The 24,446-nt window shown below is 42.3% G+C and carries 22 protein-coding genes; 20 read left to right on the forward strand and 2 right to left on the reverse strand.

The features are described from left to right. Positions 1–115 precede the first annotated feature (115 nt). Positions 116–946 (forward strand): VOC family protein, encoded by an 831-nt coding sequence (locus tag EDC24_RS06210; protein ID WP_124220785.1) that lies wholly within the window; start codon positions 116–118, stop codon positions 944–946. 34 nt (positions 947–980) lie between these two features. Here EDC24_RS06210 and EDC24_RS06215 read toward each other — a convergent pair whose 3' ends face one another. Beyond that, positions 981–1,442 carry a hypothetical protein gene (locus EDC24_RS06215; RefSeq protein WP_124220787.1) on the reverse strand — a complete coding sequence of 154 codons (462 nt, stop codon included), beginning with the start codon at positions 1,440–1,442 and terminating at the stop codon, positions 981–983. Positions 1,443–1,750: 308 nt separating this feature from the next. Between EDC24_RS06215 and EDC24_RS06220 the strand changes: the two genes are divergently transcribed. From EDC24_RS06220 to prmC, 19 genes are all read left to right on the forward strand, one after another. Further along, positions 1,751–2,938: an acetyl-CoA C-acetyltransferase gene (locus EDC24_RS06220; RefSeq protein WP_124220788.1), complete on the forward strand. Its 1,188-nt coding sequence runs from the start codon at positions 1,751–1,753 to the stop codon at positions 2,936–2,938. Positions 2,939–2,962: 24 nt separating this feature from the next. Then, positions 2,963–3,814 carry a 3-hydroxybutyryl-CoA dehydrogenase gene (locus tag EDC24_RS06225; RefSeq protein ID WP_124220790.1) on the forward strand — a complete coding sequence of 284 codons (852 nt, stop codon included), beginning with the start codon at positions 2,963–2,965 and terminating at the stop codon, positions 3,812–3,814. A gap of 15 nt (positions 3,815–3,829) precedes the next feature. Next, on the forward strand, positions 3,830–4,969 hold the full coding sequence (locus tag EDC24_RS06230) for an acyl-CoA dehydrogenase (RefSeq protein WP_124220792.1): 1,140 nt from the start codon (positions 3,830–3,832) through the stop codon (positions 4,967–4,969). A gap of 12 nt (positions 4,970–4,981) precedes the next feature. Then, positions 4,982–6,121, forward strand: coding sequence for an acyl-CoA dehydrogenase (locus EDC24_RS06235; RefSeq protein WP_124220794.1), 1,140 nt, complete (start codon positions 4,982–4,984; stop codon positions 6,119–6,121). A 21-nt stretch (positions 6,122–6,142) separates the two neighbouring features. Then, positions 6,143–7,096, forward strand: a complete 954-nt coding sequence (meaB, locus tag EDC24_RS06240; RefSeq protein ID WP_124220796.1) for a methylmalonyl Co-A mutase-associated GTPase MeaB — start codon at positions 6,143–6,145, stop codon at positions 7,094–7,096. Beyond that, positions 7,074–7,700 (forward strand): TetR/AcrR family transcriptional regulator, encoded by a 627-nt coding sequence (locus EDC24_RS06245; RefSeq protein WP_124221495.1) that lies wholly within the window; start codon positions 7,074–7,076, stop codon positions 7,698–7,700. Before meaB ends, EDC24_RS06245 begins: the two co-directional genes overlap by 23 nt. 4 nt (positions 7,701–7,704) lie before the next feature. Beyond that, entirely contained in the window at positions 7,705–10,926 is a 3,222-nt protein-coding gene (gene icmF, locus EDC24_RS06250) for a fused isobutyryl-CoA mutase/GTPase IcmF (protein ID WP_124220798.1), read from the forward strand. Between the two features lie 288 nt (positions 10,927–11,214). After that, entirely contained in the window at positions 11,215–11,685 is a 471-nt protein-coding gene (gene rpoE / locus EDC24_RS06255) for a DNA-directed RNA polymerase subunit delta (RefSeq protein WP_124220800.1), read from the forward strand. A gap of 174 nt (positions 11,686–11,859) precedes the next feature. After that, on the forward strand, positions 11,860–13,452 hold the full coding sequence (locus EDC24_RS06260) for a CTP synthase (protein WP_124220802.1): 1,593 nt from the start codon (positions 11,860–11,862) through the stop codon (positions 13,450–13,452). Positions 13,453–13,566: 114 nt separating this feature from the next. After that, positions 13,567–13,935, forward strand: a complete 369-nt coding sequence (locus tag EDC24_RS06265; RefSeq protein WP_124220803.1) for a response regulator — start codon at positions 13,567–13,569, stop codon at positions 13,933–13,935. 263 nt (positions 13,936–14,198) lie between these two features. Beyond that, the gene (gene fsa / locus EDC24_RS06270; protein WP_124220805.1) at positions 14,199–14,846 is read left to right on the forward strand and encodes a fructose-6-phosphate aldolase; all 648 of its coding nucleotides are present in this window, start codon (positions 14,199–14,201) and stop codon (positions 14,844–14,846) included. A gap of 65 nt (positions 14,847–14,911) precedes the next feature. Beyond that, entirely contained in the window at positions 14,912–16,198 is a 1,287-nt protein-coding gene (locus EDC24_RS06275) for a UDP-N-acetylglucosamine 1-carboxyvinyltransferase (protein ID WP_124220807.1), read from the forward strand. Positions 16,199–16,225: 27 nt separating this feature from the next. Further along, the gene (glpX, locus tag EDC24_RS06280) at positions 16,226–17,197 is read left to right on the forward strand and encodes a class II fructose-bisphosphatase (protein WP_124220808.1); all 972 of its coding nucleotides are present in this window, start codon (positions 16,226–16,228) and stop codon (positions 17,195–17,197) included. 356 nt (positions 17,198–17,553) lie between these two features. After that, entirely contained in the window at positions 17,554–18,537 is a 984-nt protein-coding gene (locus tag EDC24_RS06285) for a nuclease-related domain-containing protein (protein WP_124220810.1), read from the forward strand. A 414-nt stretch (positions 18,538–18,951) separates the two neighbouring features. Then, positions 18,952–20,232: a transcription termination factor Rho gene (rho, locus tag EDC24_RS06290; protein ID WP_124220812.1), complete on the forward strand. Its 1,281-nt coding sequence runs from the start codon at positions 18,952–18,954 to the stop codon at positions 20,230–20,232. 124 nt (positions 20,233–20,356) lie between these two features. After that, positions 20,357–20,602 carry a type B 50S ribosomal protein L31 gene (locus tag EDC24_RS06295; RefSeq protein WP_124220813.1) on the forward strand — a complete coding sequence of 82 codons (246 nt, stop codon included), beginning with the start codon at positions 20,357–20,359 and terminating at the stop codon, positions 20,600–20,602. A 237-nt stretch (positions 20,603–20,839) separates the two neighbouring features. Then, positions 20,840–21,460: a thymidine kinase gene (locus EDC24_RS06300; RefSeq protein WP_124221497.1), complete on the forward strand. Its 621-nt coding sequence runs from the start codon at positions 20,840–20,842 to the stop codon at positions 21,458–21,460. Positions 21,461–21,567: 107 nt separating this feature from the next. Next, complete coding sequence (gene prfA / locus EDC24_RS06305) at positions 21,568–22,638, forward strand: peptide chain release factor 1 (RefSeq protein WP_124220815.1); 1,071 nt, start codon at positions 21,568–21,570, stop codon at positions 22,636–22,638. Positions 22,639–22,645: 7 nt separating this feature from the next. Next, positions 22,646–23,473 (forward strand): peptide chain release factor N(5)-glutamine methyltransferase, encoded by an 828-nt coding sequence (gene prmC / locus EDC24_RS06310; protein ID WP_124220816.1) that lies wholly within the window; start codon positions 22,646–22,648, stop codon positions 23,471–23,473. Positions 23,474–23,783: 310 nt separating this feature from the next. Here the strand turns inward: prmC and EDC24_RS06315 are convergent, their stop codons facing one another. After that, positions 23,784–24,335 carry a GNAT family N-acetyltransferase gene (locus EDC24_RS06315; protein ID WP_124220818.1) on the reverse strand — a complete coding sequence of 184 codons (552 nt, stop codon included), beginning with the start codon at positions 24,333–24,335 and terminating at the stop codon, positions 23,784–23,786. Positions 24,336–24,446: the final 111 nt, after the last annotated feature.

The following is a 24,446-nucleotide window of genomic DNA, read 5'->3' on the forward strand; positions in this document are numbered from 1 at the left end:
TTTAACTCTCGGGTCTATTTTTTCTTTTATAATACTTACATAAAGTAACTTAATTACAATTAGTAAATTTTTATGTTATAATCTAATATACATACTAAGAAAGCGAGTGAATTGAATGACTTATCATAAGTTACCAACTAAATATATTGATCAAATTTCCTTGAATGTCACCGATATTGAACGGTCAGTAATGTTTTACAGAGACGTTTTAGGCATGAACTTACTATCCCATACAATTCAAAGAGCAGTCTTTTCATTTGAAGGTGAAACACCAGTATTAACCATTGTACAACCAGATGATGTAAAGACGTTAGACCGAGGCAAAACAGGTTTATTCCATATTGCCTATCTTGTTCCATCAAGATCTGACTTAGCAGATGTCGTCTATTATTTTTGGAAAAACCAACTACCCGTACAAGGAGCTTCTGACCACTACGTATCTGAGGCATTTTATTTATCAGACCCAGATGGTTATGGAATAGAAATTTATCGTGACCGTGAACCGAATGAGTGGAAATGGAACGGAGAACATGTCGAAATGGCAACTGTCCCACTTGATATTGAAGACCTTTTAAAAGAACGTTCTGAGGAAGGTTGGACTGGTTTTCCTAAAGATTCTACTATCGGGCATATTCACTTACAAGTTCATGATCTACAAGCCGTAAAGCCGTTTTATGAAACATTAGGGTTTGATGTTGTCGCAAACTATGGCGCTCAAGCCTTATTTATGGCAGATCAGTATTATCACCACCACATAGGCCTTAATACATGGGGCAGTCGAAATGGAGAACCGAAGCACGATGATGAAGTCGGTTTAAACTGGTATTCTGTTAAAATGACAGAACAAGATCGCGAACAAGTCAAAGAGAATCTAGAAAGACAAGTTCAGGAACAAAATGGACAATATATTGCTAAAGATCCAGCAGGAATTGAAGTAAGGTTTTAATAACAAGGATTGCGCACCCGCGCAATCCTATCTTTTATTGATTATAATCCCATAAAATGAGCCACTTACCTTGAACGTTTGATACATAAATATCCTTCACAATAGTAAAGAACCCGTACTTACTGTCGTATGATTTTGAAACGGTAAACCGGTAACCGTCAATCGGGTTACTACCACTTTCCATTGTCCAGTTACTAACTTCTGTTGGTTCACTTAACTGATAAGAAAAAGTCGTCACCCCAAAATGGTTCATAAACACATGAGGCCGATCCTGTATGTAATGCGACTTTTCGAATTTCTCTTTCATGAGAGGGTGGAACAATTCCCACGATTGACCAAACGAAGCACTTTGTTCAAATTGGTAAAATTGATGAACCGCCTCGGTAGCTTCGTCTTCAGGAGATTTAGAAAAGTTCATGAAGCTAACGATGAATAAAATGATCAACACAAAAGCAAAACCAATGACGATGATGCCTTTCCCATTCCCACGTTTCATTCCAACCCCTCCTATCTCATTGTATTGAAAAGCGTACAAGTTTATGAAAAGGTCTAAAAAGGTTGAATAAAGGTCTAAAAAATTAAAATTTAATAGGCTTTCGACAACATTCGATGATATAAAGTTATAAAAAAGGGTCTGAAATATGGATTTTGGGTGCTGAAATGATTAATTAAGGTCGGAAAAAACAACCATCAATTGAACCGTCAAATTTTTATGAAAAATCACGCATTGAGCGAGCGTTCAGTCGAAAATATGTTATAATGATGTTAGCGGTTACAAAGAGGGATGAAAAAGGAGGAATAACTGTGTCTAAAACAGTGATTGTATCAGGGGCTAGAACCCCGTTTGGAAAATTTGGTGGAGGATTAGCACCACTAACGGCTGTTCAACTAGGTGGTATTGCCATTAAAGAGGCGTTGAAGCGTTCATCCATTGAAGGTAAAGATGTTCAGGAAGTGATTATGGGAACGGTTCTTCAAGGAGGTCAAGGGCAATTGCCTTCTCGTCAGGCGATGCGTTATGCCGATATTCCTTGGGAGACGAAAACGGAGACGATTAACAAAGTGTGTGCATCCGGTATGCGCAGTGTCGCACTTGGTGACATGATGATTCGTTTAGGTGAGGAAGATACGATTGTCGCTGGTGGTATGGAAAGCATGAGTAATGCACCATATTTCATGCCAAATGCTCGTTGGGGCATGCGTATGGGCGATCAAAAAGTTGTTGATATGATGGTGCACGACGGACTGACGTGCTCGTTTGAACAAGTACATATGGGAAGCTACGGTAACCGTACGGCGAATAAGTTTGAGCTTACACGTGAAGAGCAAGATGAATGGGCAGCTCAAAGCCATGGGCGTGCGTTAAAAGCAACGGAAGAAGGAAAGCTTGCTGAAGAAATCGTGCCTGTCGAAGTTCCGCAGCGAAAAGGAGATCCACTCGTAGTAGACACTGACGAGGCACCTCGTGCAGGGACAACGGCTGAAAAACTAGCTAAGCTTCGTCCAGCTTTTGATAAAGATGGAACGATTACAGCAGGAAACGCACCAGGCGTAAACGATGGCGCAGCAGCAATGGTATTAATGTCTGAAGACAAAGCTAAAGCAGAAGGAAAAGAGCCTTTAGCTTATGTAATTGGCCATGAGGAAGTTGCGGTTGAAGCGGATCGTTTCCCGGAAACACCAGGGATTGTCATTAATAAATTGCTAGAAAAAACAGGCTATAGCCTAGATGATATTGATTTATTTGAAGTAAATGAAGCCTTCGCAGCAGTATCACTTGCGAGTGGAAAAATTGCTGGGTTAGATCCTGAGAAAGTAAACGTAAATGGTGGCGCAGTTGCACTTGGCCATCCAATCGGAGCAAGTGGGGCTAGAATTACGTTAACCCTTGCGTATGAACTAAAACGTCGTGGCGGTGGTATAGGAATCGCCTCAATTTGCTCAGGTGGCGGCCAAGGTGATGCGTTACTGATCGAAGTTCCAAAACAATAGATAAAGAAAAGGGAAGGGGATTTTATGACAATTAAAAACGTAATGGTCATAGGTGCCGGTCAAATGGGGGCAGGTATTGCGCAAGTTTTCGCTCAAGCTGGTTTTGATGTGAAACTTAATGACCTTTCAGAAGAAGCATTACAAAAAGGCCTTGCAACGATGGAGAAGTTTTTATCACGTAACGTTGAAAAAGGCCGTATGACAGAAGAAGAAAAAACAGAAACCTTAAATCGAGTTGAGACAACGTCAACATTGAATGATGCCAATGATCGAGATTTGGTCATAGAAGCGGTTGTTGAAAACATGGATGTCAAAACGAAAGTGTTTCAGCAACTCGACCAAATCACACCGAAGCATGCAATTTTAGCAACGAATACGTCTTCGCTACCGATTACAGATATTGCGGCTGTTACAGAGCGGCCTGAACAAGTAATAGGGATGCATTTTATGAATCCAGTGCCGGTTATGAAGCTAGTTGAAGTGATTCGTGCGATTCAAACGTCTGATGAAACGTATCAAACGGTTGAAGAAACAGCTAAAGCACTTGGAAAGTCACCGGTTGAAGTCAATGACTACCCAGGATTCGTCTCTAACCGTGTGTTAATGCCGATGATTAACGAAGCGATTTATACGGTTTATGAAGGTGTAGCGGAACCAGAAGCCGTCGATGAAGTCTTGAAACTCGGCATGAATCACCCGATGGGACCACTGACGTTAGCTGATTTTATCGGGCTCGATACGTGTCTATATATTATGGAAGTTCTATACGAAGGATTTGGCGACACAAAATATCGCCCATGTCCGCTACTTAAGAAATACGTGAGCGCAGGCTGGTTAGGGAAAAAATCCGGCCGCGGGTTTTACGTTTATGAATAAGGAGGAGGCTGCTTGATGAACTTGAATTTTACCGAAGAACAGAACATGATGCGTAAAATGGTTCAAGATTTTGCAGAAAATGAAGTAGCCCCTGCAGTGGCGCAAATGGAAGCGGAAGACCGTTTTCCGAAAGAAATTATCGAAAAAATGGGTGAGCTTGGCCTAATGGGAATTCCAGTTTCAGAAGAATACGGTGGCGCGGGAATGGACTATGTGTCTTACATCATCGCGATTCACGAGCTGTCTAAGGTCAGTGCGACATTAGGTGTGATTTTATCCGTTCATACATCCGTTGGGACATTTCCAATCTTAAGGTTCGGAACAGATGATCAAAAACAGCATTATATTCCAAAGCTCGCTTCAGGCGAATACTTAGGTGCTTTTGCTTTAACTGAACCGGGAGCGGGTAGTGATGCTGCATCACTTAAAACACGTGCAGTTAAAGACGGCGAACACTACTTATTAAACGGTTCGAAAGTTTTTATTACAAATGGTGGGTATGCCGATACGTATATCGTGTTTGCCAATACAAACCGTGAAGCAGGAAGTAAGGGTGTTTCGGCTTTTATCGTTGAAAAAGACACACCAGGATTTGAAGTAGGAAAACCGGAAGAAAAAATGGGGCTTCACGGATCTGCGACAGTTCCACTTACGTTTGACAATTGTCGTGTACCAGCAAGTCAGCTATTAGGTGAAGAGGGCGAAGGGTATAAAATTGCCCTAGCGAATTTAAACATCGGTCGAATTGGAATTGGCGCTCAGGCATTAGGGATTGCAGAGGCTTCACTAGAAGCAGCAACTGATTATGCTAAAGAGCGTGAACAATTCGGAAAGCCAATTGCTCAACATCAAGGCGTATCATTTAAATTAGCTGATATGGCAACAGAAGTTGAAGCTTCAAAACTATTAATCTATCACGCGTCATCGATGCATGAAGCAGGTGTTGATTGTGTAAAAGAAGCTTCGATGGCGAAAAAATTAGCTTCTCAAACAGCAGTAAACGCTTCTATTGAAGCCGTTCAAGTGTTTGGTGGCTATGGTTATACGAAAGATTACCCAGTTGAGCGCTATATGCGCGACGCTAAAATTACACAAATCTATGAGGGAACAACAGAAATACAAAACTTAGTGATTAGTAGACAACTGTTGAAATAGGAGGATGTTTCGATGAATTTTCAATTAACAGAAGAACAGCAAATGATCCGCAAAATGGTTCGCGATTTTGCCGAGAATGAAGTGGCACCCACAGCAGCAGAACGCGACGAGGAGGAGCGCTTTGATCGTGAAATTTTTGACCAAATGGCAGAGCTTGGCCTAACTGGGATTCCGTGGCCTGAAGAATATGGTGGGATTGGCTCAGATTTTGTCAGCTATGCGATTGCGGTAGAAGAATTATCACGCGTTTGTGCCTCAACAGGTGTAACGCTATCCGCTCACATCTCGCTAGCTAGCTGGCCGATTTACACATATGGAAACGAAGAGCAGAAAAAGAACTTTTTACAACGTTTAGCAACAGGTGAAGCGTTAGGCGCTTACGCATTATCTGAGCCGGGAGCTGGAAGTGACGTTGCCTCTATGCGCACGACGGCTAAAGAAGACGGCGATCATTATGTGTTAAACGGAAATAAAGTATGGATCACAAACGGCGGCGTTGCTGATATTTACGTCGTATTTGCTAAAACGGATGTTGATGCGAAGCACAAAGGTATTTCGGCATTTATCGTTGAGAAGGGTACGGACGGCTTTTCGTTCGGTAAAAAAGAGCAAAAGCTAGGTATTCGCTCGTCCCCAACGACTGAATTGATTTTTGAAAACTGCCGAGTTCCGAAAGAAAATATGCTTGGTAAAGAAGGGGACGGCTTTAAAATTGCCATGACGACGCTAGACGGCGGTCGTAACGGCATTGCAGCACAAGCAGTCGGAATCGCACAAGGCGCCCTAGATGCTTCAACGGACTATGCGAAAGAGCGCGAGCAGTTTGGTAAGTCAATTGCGAAAAACCAAGGCATTTCCTTTAAATTAGCCGACATGGCAACACAAGTCGAAGCATCACGCCTATTAACCTATCAAGCGGCGTACAACGAGTCAGAAGGTTTACCTTATCAGAAGGAATCCGCAATGGCGAAACTTTACGCAGGTGACACCGCGATGAAAGTAACGGTTGAAGCCGTTCAAGTATTCGGCGGATACGGATATACAAAAGATTATCCAGTCGAGCGTTACATGCGTGATGCTAAAATCACACAAATTTATGAAGGAACACAAGAAATTCAACGCTTAGTCATCGGCCGAATGGTGACGAAATAAGCTAGAAAGGGTGTCAAAGCAATGGATCAACTAGCAGAAAAAATCGCAAACCAGAACCAGCGCGCTTTAGCGAGAGCAATCACCTTAATCGAAAATGACCATCCTGATAAATTGAGCCTTATGAGTGAACTCAATGCCAAGAAAAAACACGCGCATTATATTGGGATTACAGGTTCGCCGGGTGCTGGGAAAAGCTCGCTTGTCGACCAGCTGATTACGCTATTGCGCGAGCAGGATAAAACGGTTGCGGTCATTGCGGTTGATCCAACAAGCCCGTTCAGTGGTGGCGCGTTGTTAGGAGACCGGGTTCGAATGCATAAGCATTTTACGGACGATCAGGTTTTCATAAGAAGCATGGCGACACGTGGAAGCCTCGGCGGTTTGGCCCGTGCGACTAAAGACGCGATTCGGGCGTGTGACGCCTATGGATTCGACTATATTTTTATCGAAACAGTAGGCGTCGGTCAGTCCGAACTAGATATTATGAAAGTCGCTGACACAACGGCAGTCATGTTGACACCAAATAGTGGCGACATTTTACAAATTTTCAAAGCAGGCATTATGGAAATTGCGGACCTTTTTATTCTTAATAAGGCCGATCTTCCAGGTGTGAAAAAGCTGAAAAACACGTTGAAAGACCTGATTCACATTGCAGGTCATCGTGGTTTTGAACCGCAAATCATTGAAACGAGTGTGAATGAGGGTTTTGGCTTTGAAGAGTTGCTTCAATCATTTGAAAAACACAAGAAGTATTTAACCGAGACTGACGCAGGTCAACAAAAGCTTCAAGAGCAGTTCAAATACGAAGTGTACGAACTCATTCAAGAAGAGCTTTGGAAAGAAGTTTATCAGTTCATTGAAAAAGATCCGAAAAGATTACAGGAATTAGAGAAATCAGATGACCCATATCAATTAGCCCAAAAGTGGTTACAGGAATGGCTTAAAGTAGGTGATGCGAGTGGTGAAACCCATTGATTCATCGATTAAGGATGAAAAATTAATAGAAAAGCGTCGCGAAGAATTGCAAAAAGGCGCCGTATCCCTTTTTAAACAAAAGGGATTCCATCGAGCAACAACGCGCGAAATAGCGAAGGCAGCTGGATTTTCGATCGGGACGCTCTATGAATATATTAGAAAGAAAGAGGACGTCTTATTTCTGGTCTGTGATGCGATTTACGATGAAGTAAAGGCACGAATGGAAGCGGTCATTGATACAAAGGAAACGTCTGAAGTCGCACTACATCAGGTTGTGAAGTCCTATTTTGAGCTTATGGATGATATGCAAGATGAAGTGCTCGTGCTATATCAGGAGTTAAAAGCGCTGCCTAAAGATGCTCAAGAGTATGTTTTAGGTAAGGAAAAAGAGATGCTCCAATTACTTGAGCGCGTGATTCAAAATAGTTATAACGGGTTAACGAATCAACAACTATCGTTGATCTCAAATAATATCTTTATCCAAGGCCAAATGTGGGGATTCAGACGTTGGATTTTACAAAAAGAATTTTCCTTAAAACAATATACCGACTTACAGTTCACATTACTAAAAAGTCAGCTTAGCCAGCTGAGTAGAGGAGGTTGATCTCATGCAACAGGAGAATTATACAGTGAAGCATCCTGTAAGGTTTGTGACAGCATCAAGTCTATTTGATGGTCATGATGCGTCGATTAATATTATGCGCCGAATCTTACAGGCAAGCGGAGCGGAAGTTATTCACTTAGGTCATAACCGTTCAGTCGAAGAGGTTGTGAGTGCTGCCATTCAAGAAGATGTGCAAGGCATTGCCATTTCGTCTTATCAGGGTGGCCACGTTGAGTATTTTAAGTATATGGTTGATTTATTAAATGAAAAAGACGCCGGTCATATTCGCGTTTATGGCGGTGGTGGCGGTGTTATTTTGCCACGTGAAATTAAAGAGCTCCACGACCATGGGGTTGCTCGTATTTTCTCACCAGACGATGGACGCGAGTATGGTTTACAAGGCATGATCAACACGATGCTTGAAGAGTGCGATCATCCGACGCCATTTCAATTAGAAGAAGATGCTAAAAAAGCAAAAAACGGCGATTACCAAGCAGTGGCGAGACTCATTTCACATGTTGAAAATGAAGATGTTTCTAGTGAAAAGTTAGAAGATCTACTTAAAATTACGCGCGATGATGTTCCAGTACTAGGGATTACCGGTACAGGTGGTGCTGGTAAAAGTTCATTAACCGATGAACTCGTCCGCCGTTTTATTAACGAAGTGTCCGATAAAAAAATCGCTATTTTATCGATTGACCCGACGAAAAAGAAAACAGGCGGGGCGCTACTGGGCGACCGTATCCGCATGAATGCGATTTTTAATGAACGCGTTTATATGCGCTCACTTGCGACGCGTCAGTCGAAAAGTGAGTTGTCGCAAGCGATTTTAGATGCAATCCGTGTGGTAAAAGCAGCGGATTTTGACTTTATCGTTGTCGAGACGAGTGGGATCGGTCAAGGTGATGCTGAAATTACCGAAATCACAGACTTATCCATGTATGTCATGACAGCGGAGTTCGGTGCACCGACGCAGCTTGAGAAGATTGACATGATTGATTTTGCAGACTTTATCGTGATCAACAAGTTTGAACAAAAAGGTTCTGAAGACGCATTTAATCAAGTGCGCAAACAATATAGCCGAAGCCGAATGGCCTTCCATGATGACCCTGAGACATTCCCAGTGTTTGGCACGATTGCATCCCAGTTTAATGACCCAGGGACAAACACGCTGTTCGCGTCCATTTTAGAGACAGTTAATGAGCGTTACGACTGGAATGTTGACATTCCTTTTGATACTAAAATTAAACTCGTTGAGAAACAAAATTTAATTATTCCGCCGGACCGCCGTCATTACTTACGCGATATCGTTCAGACGCTACAAGGTTATAAAGATGATGCGAAAAAGCAAAGAGATGTCGCTAGTAAACTTTACAAGTTAAAAGGCACTCAGGAAGAACTTGGTGAAGTTGGAGAGCTTAAGCAGTTAATCGACGAGTATGAGAAAAAGCTCGATCCTCAAAACCTAGAGAAGCTTGAGAAGTTTGATGAACTTAAAGAGACGTATACGCAGGATCAATTGACGTATCAAGTGCGTGATAAAGAATTTACAGTAGACCTCAATACAGAAAGTTTATCGGGGATTAAGGTTCCAAAAGTGGCACTGCCTAAATACACAGATTGGGGCGACCGCTTGTATTGGATTTTGATGGAAAACGTTCCAGGTTCATTCCCGTTTACAGCAGGTGTCTTTCCGTTTAAACGAAAAGGTGAGGACCCGACGCGTCAGTTTGCCGGTGAAGGGACGCCTGAGAGAACGAATCGTCGTTTCCACTATTTATCGAAAAATGAACCAGCAAAGCGCTTAAGTACGGCGTTTGACTCGGTGACATTATATGGTGAAGACCCAGATGAGCGTCCAGATATTTACGGGAAAGTCGGAGAATCGGGAGTTAGCATTTGTACGTTAGACGATATGAAAAAGCTTTATGATGGGTTCGATTTAATCGACCCGAAAACGTCAGTTTCAATGACGATCAACGGTCCAGCGCCGATTATTTTAGCGATGTATTTTAACACGGCGATTGACCAGCAAGTTGAGAAGTTTAAAGAAGAGCAGGGCCGCGAGCCGAACGCCGGTGAGTACGAAGAAATTAAGGAAGAAACGATCTCAGTCGTTCGCGGAACGGTTCAGGCTGACATTTTAAAAGAAGATCAAGGTCAAAATACATGCATTTTCTCAACAGAATTTGCCTTAAGAATGATGGGTGACATTCAAGAATACTTTATCGACAAAGAAGTGCGCAACTATTATTCCGTGTCGATTTCGGGTTATCATATCGCTGAGGCGGGCGCAAACCCGATTAGTCAGCTAGCGTTTACGCTTGCGAACGGCTTTACGTACGTTGAGTACTACTTAAGCCGTGGCATGGACATTAATAAATTCGCGCCAAACTTATCGTTCTTCTTCTCAAACGGCTTAGATCCAGAGTATACAGTCATTGGCCGTGTAGCACGCCGTATTTGGTCAGTCGCGATGCGCGATAAGTACGGCGCAAATGAACGCAGTCAGAAGTTGAAGTATCATATCCAGACATCAGGCCGTTCACTACACGCGCAAGAAGTTGATTTTAATGATATTCGTACAACGCTTCAAGCGTTAATCGCGATTCAAGATAATACGAACTCGCTTCATACGAATGCTTATGACGAAGCGATCACAACGCCGACAGAAGAATCGGTTCGCCGCGCGATGGCGATCCAGATGATTATTAATAAAGAATTCGGCTTAACGAAAAACGAAAACTCCTTGCAAGGTTCGTTCATTTTAGAAGAACTAACGGACCTAGTTGAGGAAGCTGTTTTACAAGAGTTCGAACGGATTAATGACCGCGGCGGCGTACTCGGTGCCATGGAGCGCCAGTATCAACGAGGCAAAATCCAAGAAGAGTCCCTTTATTACGAAGGGCAAAAACATTCTGGTGAACTTCCGATTGTGGGTGTCAACACGTACGTGAACCCGAAGCCACCATCAGAAGACGAGATCAATTCCATGGAAGTCGCACGTGCATCTCAAAAAGAAAAACAACAACAAATTAAAAACTTACATGACTTCCAGACTCGCAACAAAGGCGAAACAGAAAAAGCTTTAGACAGACTTAAAGAAGTCGCGGCATCCAACGGCAACATCTTTGCTGAACTAATGGAAACAGTTAAAGTTGCCAGCCTTGGTCAGATCACAAACGCTTTATACGAAGTCGGCGGTCAGTACCGTCGTAATATGTAACTCCGGAATTCTTTCCGGAGTTTTTCTTTTAAAAAGAGCGCATAAACGACCTCGAAAGGGCGCATAAATTTGAAAAAAGGTAACGTTCGACAAAATTCGTAGCGCATAAATCTGAAAACCTAGCGCATAAATGGCCAAAACCAGCGCATAAACCCCAAACCAAGCACCGATTTCAGAATAAAATTTTTTCAGAATGTCTAAAATTAATTTTGTACTTGAATTGACTAATGGTTGTGGTATTCTGTAAACTAGAAAAATAGCATGATTATGGCTAAAGGAGTGCTCTAAGTGACGTTGGAAAAATACGGTAAAGAAGTAGTTAAAGAAATTTCCATGGTTGAAATAGCTTACGAAATTCTCTCTGAAGAGAAAAAAGCTATGAATTTTAATGAGATTTTCGACTTGATTGCAGAAGCCAAAGAGTATACACAAGAGGAAAAAGAAGAATATATCGTTCAATTTTATACAGACTTAAACATCGATGGCCGCTTCATGTCAGTAGGTACAAATATTTGGGGTCTCAAAAAATGGTACCCGTTTGACCAGCAAGAAGATGATACGATTTCATTTACTGAAGACGAAGCACCTAAGAAGAAGAAGAAAAAAAAGAAGAAAGAAGAAAAACTTCTTGAAGAAGAAGTCGAGCCAGAACTTGGCGAAGATGACTTCAGTGATCTACAAGAAGGCGATAACGAAGAGCTTTTAGATGATGACGCCGATGAGGTCATAGAAGATGACGATGATGAGGAGAAACTATAAAGTTTAGCTTGACTTATTTCTAATTAATCTATATGATTTTATGTGGGCTCTCAAAAAATATAAAGCTCCCGACATAGTTCGGGAGCTTTTTTTATTTTTATATAGAATTTGACTTATAAGGAAACCTAAAAAATAATCTTCCCCTCAATTGGAGTAAGAAAGGCAGGATGAGCAATGACAAAGTACATTTTCGTAACAGGAGGCGTGGTTTCATCACTTGGTAAAGGAATCACAGCGGCATCATTAGGACGTTTACTCAAAAATCGTGGTTTGAACGTCACGATTCAAAAATTCGATCCATATTTAAACGTAGATCCAGGGACGATGAGCCCGTATCAGCACGGTGAAGTGTTTGTCACAGAAGACGGTGCGGAGACAGACTTAGACCTTGGTCACTATGAGCGTTTTATTGATATTAATTTAAATAAGTACAGCAATATTACAACAGGTAAAATCTATTCGTCTGTTATTCAAAAAGAACGTCGTGGCGATTATCTCGGCGGAACGGTTCAGGTCATCCCACATATTACAAATGAAATTAAAGACAAAGTGTTTCGAGCGGGCAAGGAGACGAACGCAGATGTCGTCATTACAGAAATCGGCGGTACAGTTGGGGACATCGAAAGCTTGCCATTTTTAGAAGCCATTCGTCAGCTAAAAAGCGACTTAGGTCGCGAGAATGTCATGTACATTCACTGCACGCTAGTGCCATACATTAAAGCAGCAGGCGAGCTTAAAACAAAGCCGACACAACACTCGGTCAAAGAGCTCCGTTCATTAGGGATTCAGCCTGATGTGATCGTACTCAGAACCGAGATGAATATTAGCGAAGATATGAAAAAGAAAATTGCATTGTTCTGTGATATTAACGAAAATGCCGTTATTGAAGCGGTTGATTGCGATGTATTATATGAAATTACATTAGAATTACAACGCCAAAAGTTAGACCAGCTGGCAATCGATCACTTCCATCTTACTTATCCAGAGGCGGATATGTCTGATTGGGAATCACTCATTCATAATGTGAAAAATTTAACTAATACAGTTACGATCGGTTTAGTCGGTAAGTATGTCGCGCTTCAAGACGCTTATATTTCAGTTGTAGAATCACTAAAACATGCTGGCTACGCACACGATGCAGACGTAGAAGTAAAATGGATTAGCTCTGAAGAACTAAATGATAACAACGCTGCTGAAGTTTTATCAGAAGTTGACGGCATTTTAGTTCCAGGCGGTTTCGGCGATCGCGCTATTGAAGGAAAAATTTCTGCGATTAAATACGCACGTGAAAATAGAATTCCATTCTTAGGTATTTGTTTAGGCATGCAACTGGCGACTGTTGAGTTTGCACGCAATGTGCTAGGTTTAAAAGGCGCCCATTCGGCAGAAATTGACCCGTCAACGCCGCATCCAATCATTGACCTTTTACCGGAACAAAAAGATGTGGAAAATATGGGTGGCACGTTAAGGTTAGGTGTTTATGCTTGTAAGCTTCAAGAGGGCACTGACGCGCATGCCGCTTATAACGATGAAGTCGTTTACGAACGTCATCGCCACCGTTATGAATTTAATAACGAGTACCGTCAGAAAATGGAAGATAGCGGGTTTGTGTTCTCTGGAAAAAGTCCAGACGACCGTCTAGTCGAGATTATTGAAATTAAGGACCATCCATGGTTTGTGGCTTCACAGTTCCATCCGGAATTCAAATCTCGTCCAAACCGCCCACAGCCATTATTTAGAGATTTTATTGGACAAAGTTTACAATAATTTAGGTCTAAAGATGTATTTTTTCGACAAAATATGTGCTTGATAAACCCTTTTGTTTTGATAAAGTTAAATTAGACGGCTTATAAGTACGTCATAACGAACAAGGGGGATAACATGATAAAGGGTGAGGTCTTTGTCGTTGATGATGAGGCTGGCATTCGGTTATTATTGTCCGAAATCATAAGACAAGAAGACTTTAATGTTTCAAATTTCGAACAGTCAGATGTTGCATTTAAACAAGCCTTGGCATCACCACCAAAATTGATTTTTTTAGACTATTTAATCGAACCAACCAGGGGAGACCGATTCGTAAAAAAATTGAGTGAACATTCAGTTGGTATTCCGGTTGTTTTAATGAGTGGAATGGCAAAGCAAGAATTAGAAGACAACCTTGGTGATCTTCGTGTAATGGACATCCTTGAAAAACCTTTTTCGGTAGAGGAAGTTAAGAAAATCTTACAACAATTATCCGTTGATGTTTAGTTGCGATTTTAGGGCACAATTGGTATTCTAATAATAGTTATGTTTTTATTAGGAGGAACCAATTGTGCTTTTTATATTTACATGGAATAACTTTTACAAAAGTAATGATGTTCTTCCGAAAGTCGTATAAGATTGATAGCTAGTGGCTAATCCTCCAACTGGGTTGGCCTTTTCGTGTTTCATATCACTCTATTTCCGTGCCCGCGGAAAGCGTCCACCGGGTGCGAATTAGTGGAAATCATAAAAATTGGAGGTTGTTTGTTGTGAAATTTTTTATAGATACAGCAAATATTGATGAAATTAAAGAAGCGAATAGTTTAGGAATTTTAGCGGGTGTAACGACGAACCCATCCCTAGTGGCAAAGGAAAACGTCTCCTTCCACGACCGTCTAAAAGAAATCACAGAAGTCGTCACAGAAGGATCAGTAAGTGCTGAGGTTATCTCAGAGGACTCTGAAGGAATGCTAAAAGAGGCAGAGGAGCTTGCAGCGATTGCGCCAAACATTACGATTAAGCTCCCAATGACTTTAGAAGGCTTAAAAGCATGTAAAGTTTTATCGGATAAAGGTGTTAAAACGAACGTGACACTTGTTTTCTCTGCAAACCAAGCTCTACTAGCAGCTCGAGCTGGAGCGACGTACGTTTCTCCTTTCTTAGGGCGTTTAGATGATATCGGTCAAAATGGAATGCATTTAATTTCTGAGATTGCTCAAATTTTTGACCTTCACGGCATTGAATCAGAAATTATTGCAGCAAGCATTCGTCATCCAATGCACGTAACTGAAGCGGCGCTAAACGGTGCGCACATTGCGACAATTCCATATAAAGTGATCGGTCAACTTGTCCAGCACCCATTAACAGATAAAGGAATCGAAAAATTCCTTGCAGACTGGGAACAAGCTAACAAGTAAACGAGCATGATTTCGGCGTTTTTTCGCATAATAAACTTAACAAAAACTTTTTAAGGAGTATGACGATGGAAAAACTACTCATCGAAGGTGGACATTCACTGCAGGGCGAGGTTCGTGTGAGTGGCGCTAAAAACAGTGCAGTTGCCTTGCTACCTGCGACCATATTGGCTGAAGGCGAAGTAACGTTAGAAGGTCTACCTGATATATCTGACATTGACATATTGAAAGGTCTGCTTGAGGACATTGGCGGTGAAGTTGAGCAAAACGGTGAAGATGTCACGATTGATTCATCGAAAATGGTCTCCATGCCGCTTCCGAATGGTCGGGTAAAAAAGCTTCGCGCGTCATATTACTTCATGGGCGCCATGCTCGGTCGTTTTAAAAAGGCTGTCATCGGTATGCCAGGCGGGTGTAACCTAGGTCCGCGCCCGATTGACCAACACATTAAGGGTTTTGAAGCACTCGGAGCAGAAGTGACGAATGAACAAGGTGCGATTTATTTACGTGCTGAAGAACTCCGTGGTGCTAAAATTTATCTTGATGTCGTAAGTGTTGGCGCGACGATCAATATTATGCTTGCGGCTGTTCGCGCAAAAGGAAAGACGGTTATTGAAAACGCCGCGAAGGAACCAGAGATTATTGACGTTGCCACGCTGTTAAACAGTATGGGTGCCAATATCAAAGGGGCTGGAACAGACGTCATTCGTATTGAAGGCGCTGAGACTTTAACAGGCTGTCGTCATACGATTATTCCGGACCGTATTGAAGCCGGCACATATACGATTATGGCAGCTTCTATGGGACGCGAAGTTGTGATTGATAATGTGATCCCGATTCACTTAGACTCCCTAACCGCAAAACTTCGAGAAATGGGCGTTCAAATCGTAGAAGAAGATGACCGGTTAATTGTCACAACTGATAAGACATTATCTAGTGTGGATATTAAAACACTCGTTTATCCAGGTTTTCCAACCGACTTGCAGCAGCCGTTCACGTCACTTTTAACCCAATCGACTGGAACGAGCATTGTGACGGACACGATTTATTCTGCCCGGTTTAAACATGTTGATGAACTTCGTCGCATGAATGCCAATATTAAGGTAGAAGGTAGCTCAGCTGTTATTACCGGTCCAACAACCCTACAAGGAGCTAAGGTGAAAGCGAGTGACCTCCGTGCGGGTGCATCGCTAGTCGTCTCTGGTTTAATGGCAGAAGGCGTCACTGAGATCGTAGGCGTTGAGCATATCGATCGTGGGTATGCTAATTTAACCGAAAAACTTGAGTCTTTAGGTGCCAACATTTGGCGCGAAGATCTAACCGATGAAGACATTAGGCAGTACCAGAATTCATAGTAATCACTAGGGGAGGAGCTTTTACAGATGGAAAGAAGTTTATCGATGGAGATCGTACGTGTAACAGAAGCAGCAGCATTAGCCTCAGCTCGTTGGATGGGACGTGGCGAGAAAGAAGAAGCAGACCATGCAGCCACTGAGGCCATGCGTACCGTGTTTGACACCATTCCTATGGATGGACGAGTCGTCATAGGAGAAGGTGAACGCGACGAAGCCCCGATGTTATACATAGGTGAAGAGTTAGGAAGTACGGACCACCCAAGCGTGGATATCGCCGTTGACCCAGTAGAAGGGACGAACATTGTTGCGGAAGGTTCATGGAACGCACTTGCGGTTGTAGCGATTGCTGATCGAGGCAAGATGCTTCACGCACCGGATATGTACATGCAAAAAATCGCCGTCGGACCAGAAGCCGTTGGTCAAATTGACATCAATGCTTCTGTAACGGAAAATTTGAAAGCTGTTGCTAACGCAAAAGGTAAGGACGTTGAAGACGTTGTCGCAGTCGTTCTAAACCGCCCTCGCCACCAAGACATTATCGATGAAATTCGCCAAGCAGGCGCACGCATCAAGCTGATCCCAGAAGGCGACGTTGCTGGTGCAATCAACACCGCCTTTGATCACACTGGCGTAGACATTTTATTCGGTGAAGGCGGCGCACCAGAAGGAGTCCTAGCTGCAGTTGGCTTGAAATGCTTAGGCGGCGAGCTCCAAGGACGTCTAGCTCCGAAAAATGACGAGCAAATCGAACGCTGCCATCGAATGGGCATCACCGACGTTAACAAAGTTCTTCAAATGGAAGACCTCGTCGGTGGTGATGACGCCATCTTCGCCGCAACAGGTATTACAGACGGCGAACTACTTAAAGGCGTTCAGTTTAAAGGCAACGCAGCCACAACTGAAACCCTCGTTATGCGCGCCAAATCTGGCACCGTACGCTTCATCGACGGTAAACACAGCCTGAAGAAAAAGCCCAACCTCGTTTTCACTGATGAATAAAGAAGGTAAGCTCCGGAGTTGCTCCGGAGCTTTTTTTGATGGAGTGATCGGAAAACAAAAACCAGCGCATATGACTTGAGACAAACAGCGCATAAATGACCTCGAAAGGGCGCATAAAACCGAAAAAAGGTAACGTTCGACAAAATTCGAAGCGCATAAAATGAAAAACCTAGCGCATAAACCGAAAAAACCAGCGCATAAATTATTGTCTTTTTGAATTTTCTAATCGATTTCAAACATATCTTCTCAAAAACAATGTAGAAAACTTAATTTCCTTATAGCGAAAATTCAATTTTCCATAGTTTTACACAAACAATTTTTAACGGTAAAAGTATTATGAAAGGAGTGTAAAACTTATGGAGTTTCCAAAATCTTTGTTACGTTCAATTGCCTATTATTTAAACCTTCATCCAAGTCATAACAGTCGTCCATTAATTAAACAAGACATCCTCAAGTATCAGTCTGGCTTTCTAGGAGAGCGGTCGATTCAGTACTTTCTTTACCCAATCATTTATAAAAATTTTCTTCCGTTTCACAACGCACGGCTAACAACGCATGGCCAGAACTTTGAAATCGATCTAACGCTCATAACAAGTCAATTTTTGTTAATTATTGAAGTGAAAAATCACCGGGGAGACATTTTGCTCGACCACGAATCAGGAGGTATGCTACAAACCATTTCGAATTCGACTAAACTGTACCAAGACCCGATTATTCAAGTGGAACGGCAAAGAGACCTTCTAGATGCATGGCTACGAGAAAGAGGATTTCAGATTCCAATTGAGACAGTAGTGGTTTTTACTAACCGGAACGTCACCATCAACCGTCAGGCAGACACCGATTCTAGAATCATTTACGGGTACAAACTCGCACCAATATTTAAACAACTACAACAACAATATCAGAGCCACCCACATGTTATTCAAAAGGAACGGTTTAACCGTCTGCTAGTTGAAGAAAGTAATCCGCTAGATATTAAGTTTATGAACAAATATGACATTGTAGAGGAAGATTTTGTGTTGGGTGCAACGTGTAGTCGTTGCTTGAAGAAAACGATGATGCGTAACCGTCATATCTGGAAATGTGCCGAATGTGGTTATGAGGATTCTGATGCTATGGTGAAAGCTCTTAAAGAACGGTATATGATTTACGGACCTAAAATTACGAACGAACAAGCTCGCCAGTGGCTGAAAGAAACAGATCGACATTACATCAGAAAATTACTTATGCGTTTAGCAGAAGATCAAATCGGTACGGGAAAAGGTGCCAAATACATTATGAATTTTGATGAAAGAAAGGACTATGAATTTTTGATTGACTGGTTTCAAAGATTAAAATAGCGCATAAACACCTTCAAAAGGGCGCATAAAATTAAAGAAGTGACCCGTTCGACACGATTTACTACGCATAAATCGGAAAAGGTAGCGCAAAAATAAGAAAACCCAGCGCAAAAAATAAGATCCAAATGGATTAAGGCAAACAGCGCATAAGTGACCACAAAAGGGCGCATAAATCTGAAAAAAGTACCGTTCGACAAAATTCGTGGCGCATAAAATGAAAAACCTAGCGCATAAATCGAAAAAACCAGCGCATAAACACTGCAAAACCAAACATTTTCAAATCTCCACTTGTAACTCATCATGAAAAAGGATAAAATGTAGAGGAAAGCCAACCTCAATTTCTCACTTCTGGAGACATTCCCATTTAATGATCCAAACAACAATAAAAATAAATATTTAAAGAGTGGTGTTTTTGTGGCTGAACAAACGTTAACGATTGCAGAATTAGAAACGAAAACGTTGAAGGAGCTATATGCTTTAGCGCGTGATTTTGGTGTTTCTTATTATGCAAAATTAAATAAAAAAGAATTAATATTTGCGATTTTAAAGGCGCAGGCTGAAAAGGACGGCAAGATGTTTGTCGATGGTGTGTTAGAAATCATACCTAATGAGGGTTTTGGTTTTCTGCGTCCGATTAATTATGCGCCAAGCCCTGAAGATATTTACATATCGGCTTCGCAAATTCGTCGTTTCGATTTAAGAAATGGTGACCTGGTATCGGGTAAGGCTCGTCCACCTAAGGAGAACGAGCGTTATTTCGGACTATTGCACGTCGATGCGGTAAACGGTGATGATCCTGAAAGTGCGAAAGAACGTATTCACTTCCCTGGCTTAACGGCACTTTACCCTGACCGTAAAATGAAGCTTGAGACGAAGAGTAATATGTTGTCGACACGTATCATTGACATGATGTCACCGGTCGGTTTTGGTCAGCGTGGACTCATTGTTGCGCCGCCTAAAGCGGGTAAAACAACGATTCTTAAAGAAGTGGCGAACAGTATTACGGAAAATCATCCTGATTCTAAGCTTATTATTTTGCTTATTGATGAGCGCCCGGAAGAGGTTACGGATATTGAGCGCTCGGTTGCCGATGATGTTGATGTCGTAAGCTCAACATTTGATGAAGTTCCGGAAAATCACATTAAAGTTTCTGAACTTGTTTTAGAAAGAGCGCAAAGATTAGTAGAACATAAACAAGATGTCGTGATTTTATTAGATTCCATCACGCGCCTTGCACGAGCGTACAACTTAGTGATTCCGCCAAGCGGACGTACGTTATCAGGTGGTATTGACCCAGCGTCCTTCCACCGTCCGAAGCGATTCTTCGGTGCGGCGCGTAACATCGAAGAAGGCGGTAGTTTAACGGTGCTTGCAACAGCGCTAGTTGATACTGGCTCCCGAATGGACGATGTCATTTACGAAGAATTTAAAGGAACCGGAAATATGGAGCTGCACTTGGATCGCAACTTGGCAAACCGTCGTATTTTCCCAGCGATCGATGTGTTACGTTCTGGTACGCGAAAAGAAGAGCTACTACTTCCGAAAGAACAGTTGGATAAAATGTGGGCGATTCGAAAAACGATGCAGGATCAGCAAGATTTCTTAGAGCGCTTCTTACGCCGTCTCCGTCAGTCTAAGACGAATGATGAGTTTTTCAAAATCATGGATGATGAGATGAAAGGCGGAAGGAAATAATGTCTTGCAAAAAGTTCATGCAGTTGTTATAATCTTTCTGTATGAATTGAAAGTGTACTCCGTTAACGAACGGTGAAACTAACTCTGTTTCCACAGGATTCAGGGCAAGAAGGAGTGTATAAGCATGAAAAACGATATCCATCCAGAATACCGTAAAGTTGTATTCTTAGATACGAGCTCCGATTTCAAATTCTTAACAGGATCGACTCTAGATTCTGAGGAAACGATTGAATGGGAAGACGGTAACGAGTACCCATTAATCCGTGTTGAAATCAGCTCAGCTTCTCACCCGTTCTACACTGGTAAGCAAAAAGCTGACAAAGTTGGTGGCCGTGTAGACCGATTCAAGAAGAAATACAACCTTAACTAATTTAGGATGTTTTAAAAAAATGAAGCTGGCCTCACATTGCTTTTAGCCATCGTAAACGTTATAACTAGATATAACCTTACAATGGGTGGTTTAGCATGTGCGGCCAGCTTTTTTAATTTTAATAAGACATTAAAGCCAATTTTTACTATACGAAAAAAATAGTACATAAGCCCTTTTAAACTCATAATAATTTTACCGATAATCGAGGTAGTTCAGAAAAAAAGAGGTGCCAATATGATGTATATAATGGAACACAAAGGCTGGTTAGAAGTCATTTGTGGCAGTATGTTTTCAGGAAAATCAGAAGAACTCATTCGACGCGTTCGTCGTGCGACTTACGGCAATCAAAAAGTCCTTGTATTTAAACCAGCGTTGGACAACCGTTATGATCACGAATCCGTAGTGTCCCACAGTGGCGATTCGGTCTTAGCGCGTCCGATTGACGACTCAAGTCAGATTGAACAATATATTTCAGAAGAAATTGATATCGTCGGGATTGATGAGGCGCAGTTCTTTGACGAAGGAATCATTGAAGTTGCGCAAAACTTGGCAGATCGCGGCATTCGTGTAATTGCAGCTGGTTTAGACCAAGATTTTCGTGGTGAACCATTTGGCCCGATGCCAGATTTGATGGCTTTTTGCGAAAATGTAACGAAGCTAAACGCCATCTGCCCCGTATGCGGATCACCCGCAAGCCGTACGCAGCGTTTAATTAACGGCGAACCGGCATCTTATGATGACCCTGTCATTTTAGTAGGGGCTTCAGAATCGTACGAGCCACGTTGCCGACATCATCATGAAGTTCCAAATCATCCACGCCAAAAACGTCGTCTTTACTCCGAACAAACGCAATATTAAAGCTTAAATGCGCGCGCATTTAAGCTTTTTTCGCCATATCAAGAAATATTCTCTACAATTGTGATATGATATAATGTGGAGTATAGATAAAGCAGAGGTGTACGGAAATGTTCGATAAACTACAAAATATAGAAGACCGTTATAACAAGTTAACCGAATTATTGATGGACCCAGAAGTCATCAATGATTCTAAAAAATTACGTGAGTATTCCAAAGAACAAGCGGACCTTCAAGAGGTCGTTGAAAAATATCGTCGTTACAAAGAAGTGACGCAATCCATTGACGACGCAAAGGCCATTTTGGACGACGAATCAGACGATGACTTACGTGAAATGGCACGCGAGGAACTTGAAGAACTTGATCCTGAAGTCGAAACGTTACAGCAAGAAATGAAGCTTTTACTCATTCCGAAAGATCCAAACGATGAGAAAAACGTTATTTTCGAAATTCGCGGTGCAGCTGGTGGCGAGGAAGCGGCCTTGTTTGCGGGAAACCTATACCGCATGTATTCTCGCTACGCTGAAAGCCAAGGCTGGAAGACAGAAGTCATCGAGTACCACGAAGCTGATATGGGTGGTTACAAAGAGATCATTTTCATGATTAATGGCCGTGGCGCGTATTCTCGTTTGAAATACGAAAACGGTGCTCACCGCGTGCAGCGTGTACCGGAGACAGAATCTGGCGGCCGAATTCACACGTCTACGGCGACAGTGGCTGTTTTACCAGAGGCCGAAGAAGTTGAAGTTGATATTCATGAAAAAGACATTCGCGTTGATACGTTCGCTGCATCCGGCCCAGGAGGCCAAAGTGTTAATACGACGATGTCTGCGGTACGCTTAACACACGTGCCAACAGGCATTGTCGTGTCCTGTCAGGATGAAAAATCACAGCTTAAGAACAAAGAAAAAGCGATGAAAGTACTTCGTGCGCGCATTTATGAAAAATTTCAACAAGAAGCGCAAGCCGAATACGATGAAAACCGTAAATCAGCGGTAGGAACAGGCGACCGCTCTGAGCGTATCCGCACCTACAACTACCCTCAAAGCCGTGTAACAGACCATCGCATCGGTTTAACGATAAATAAACTTGATCAAGTGATGGAAGGAAAACTTGATGAAGTGATTGATGCACTTATTATCGATGAACAGACGAAAAAGTTAGAAGAAGTCGGTGAATAATGTGAGTATGACAGTCAAAGAGGCCCGGAAATGGGCTTCTTCTTTTTTAGAAAAATATGGGCGTGAACCACGCGTGGCGGATTTGCTGATGCAGCATTTATTGCGTGTGGATTTGGCGGACTTTTTGTTAGTGCAACAAGAAAAATTCGAGGAATGGAAGACGTTTGAAAAATGGGTTCGCGAACACGCTGAGACCGGGAAGCCGCTTGAACATTTTACTGGACAGGCGGAATTTTACAGTCGCACCTTTCGTGTGACTGAACATGTGTTAATCCCGCGCCCTGAGACAGAAGAGCTCATTGAAGCTGTCAAACCGTTGTTGCTTGGGTCCGATGTTGTAGTGGACGTCGGCACAGGAAGCGGAATCATTCCAATTACTTTTAAAAAAGAACTGCCTGAGTTGCGAATGTACGCTACAGATATTAGCGAGAATGCCCTTACTATTGCGCGTGTTAATGCTAAAAATTTGGAAGCAGATGTGCAATTTGAACAAGGACATTTTTTAGAACCCGTCATGGATGTAGAAATCGATGTCGTGATCTCAAACCCACCATATGTTCCCGAGTTCGAACGCGAAAATTTATCCGAAGTCGTCATGCACGATCCAGAGCTCGCGTTGTTTGCTGATGACGAGGGGCTCGCCGCTTATCGCGAAATCATCGAACAGATTAATAATATGAAAAAACTCCCACGGCTCGTGGCATTTGAAATTGGGCATGATCAGGGTGAACTCGTGCCTGGTTTAATTATGACTAATTTTCCTCAAGCCAATGTTCAGGTTTTGCAAGATATTAACGGCAAAGACCGCATCATCATCTGGCAAAACAGCGCATAAGTGGCGTAAAAAGGGCGCATAAATTTGGAAAAACGTCACGTTCGACAAGATTCGCTACGCATAAATCAGAAAAAGTAGTGCATAAATGAGCGAACCCAGCGCATAAATGCACAAACTCAGCGCGAAAAATTGGGCCCCGAGAGAATACTAGCGCATAAAATTCAGTTCGCAAAATTTTTAGCCAAACAGCGCATAAGTGGTCCAAAAAGGGCGCATAAATTTGGAAAAACGTCACGTTCGACAAGATTCGCTACGCATAAATCGGAAAAAGTAGCGCATAAACGCGGAAACCCAGCGCATATATCCTACATCATAGCTCGTAACCTTTCCATTCATCCTTTAACATCCCGTAGACAATATGATCAACGTAATGATCATAAAGAAATTCGCTGCTTCTGATCCGGCCTTCCTGCTTAAATCCGAGTCGCTCTGGTATGGCGCGGCTCCCTATATTAAATTCGGCTGCCCGAATATCGACTTTGTTCATGCCGAGTCCGTTGAAGGCATAGTCTGTTAAGGCACCGGCTACACGTGTCATAATACCTTTTCCCGTGTACTGTTCCCCGAGCCAATATCCAATATAGGCAATTCTGTTATCCCAATCAATCTCGTTAAACCCGGCAACTCCAGCCATGTCACCTTTGTATAAAACAATGGTGTTCATGCCTTTATTCTCAGCATAAAGTTTTTTACTAAACTTAATGTATTCTTCCGTATCTTTTTGCGTCTTCGTACGGTCTAGCCAAGGCAGCCAAGCGCGTAGATGCTCTCTGGATTCATCTGTTAGCTTAAATAATTCCCCAACATCTCCTAGATCAACTAACCTCAATGAAATCTCGTCATTAACCTGGTGGACAAACATAGCTGTTCCCCCTTGAATTTTTTAAAAACAATTATAACATTCAAATTGTATAAACTCTATCAACCTTGACCATACTGTTTGTAAAATTACTAGATTACGAGAAAGGTGATA

Origin of the sequence: Aquisalibacillus elongatus (assembly GCF_003843875.1) — a bacterium.
Classification (GTDB): domain Bacteria; phylum Bacillota; class Bacilli; order Bacillales; family Alkalibacillaceae; genus Aquisalibacillus; species Aquisalibacillus elongatus.

Bases quoted from the DNA above. Each gene is read 5' to 3' on its own strand.
- EDC24_RS06210 (WP_124220785.1), top strand. From the start codon at position 116: ATGACTTATCATAAGTTACCAACTAAATATATTGATCAAATTTCCTTG.
- EDC24_RS06215 (WP_124220787.1), bottom strand. From the start codon at position 1,442: ATGAAACGTGGGAATGGGAAAGGCATCATCGTCATTGGTTTTGCTTTT.
- EDC24_RS06225 (WP_124220790.1), top strand. From the start codon at position 2,963: ATGACAATTAAAAACGTAATGGTCATAGGTGCCGGTCAAATGGGGGCA.
- EDC24_RS06230 (WP_124220792.1), top strand. From the start codon at position 3,830: ATGAACTTGAATTTTACCGAAGAACAGAACATGATGCGTAAAATGGTT.
- EDC24_RS06235 (WP_124220794.1), top strand. From the start codon at position 4,982: ATGAATTTTCAATTAACAGAAGAACAGCAAATGATCCGCAAAATGGTT.
- meaB (WP_124220796.1), top strand. From the start codon at position 6,143: ATGGATCAACTAGCAGAAAAAATCGCAAACCAGAACCAGCGCGCTTTA.
- EDC24_RS06245 (WP_124221495.1), top strand. From the start codon at position 7,074: ATGCGAGTGGTGAAACCCATTGATTCATCGATTAAGGATGAAAAATTA.
- icmF (WP_124220798.1), top strand. From the start codon at position 7,705: ATGCAACAGGAGAATTATACAGTGAAGCATCCTGTAAGGTTTGTGACA.
- EDC24_RS06260 (WP_124220802.1), top strand. From the start codon at position 11,860: ATGACAAAGTACATTTTCGTAACAGGAGGCGTGGTTTCATCACTTGGT.
- EDC24_RS06265 (WP_124220803.1), top strand. From the start codon at position 13,567: ATGATAAAGGGTGAGGTCTTTGTCGTTGATGATGAGGCTGGCATTCGG.
- EDC24_RS06275 (WP_124220807.1), top strand. From the start codon at position 14,912: ATGGAAAAACTACTCATCGAAGGTGGACATTCACTGCAGGGCGAGGTT.
- glpX (WP_124220808.1), top strand. From the start codon at position 16,226: ATGGAAAGAAGTTTATCGATGGAGATCGTACGTGTAACAGAAGCAGCA.
- EDC24_RS06285 (WP_124220810.1), top strand. From the start codon at position 17,554: ATGGAGTTTCCAAAATCTTTGTTACGTTCAATTGCCTATTATTTAAAC.
- EDC24_RS06295 (WP_124220813.1), top strand. From the start codon at position 20,357: ATGAAAAACGATATCCATCCAGAATACCGTAAAGTTGTATTCTTAGAT.
- EDC24_RS06300 (WP_124221497.1), top strand. From the start codon at position 20,840: ATGTATATAATGGAACACAAAGGCTGGTTAGAAGTCATTTGTGGCAGT.
- prfA (WP_124220815.1), top strand. From the start codon at position 21,568: ATGTTCGATAAACTACAAAATATAGAAGACCGTTATAACAAGTTAACC.
- prmC (WP_124220816.1), top strand. From the start codon at position 22,646: ATGACAGTCAAAGAGGCCCGGAAATGGGCTTCTTCTTTTTTAGAAAAA.
- EDC24_RS06315 (WP_124220818.1), bottom strand. From the start codon at position 24,335: ATGTTTGTCCACCAGGTTAATGACGAGATTTCATTGAGGTTAGTTGAT.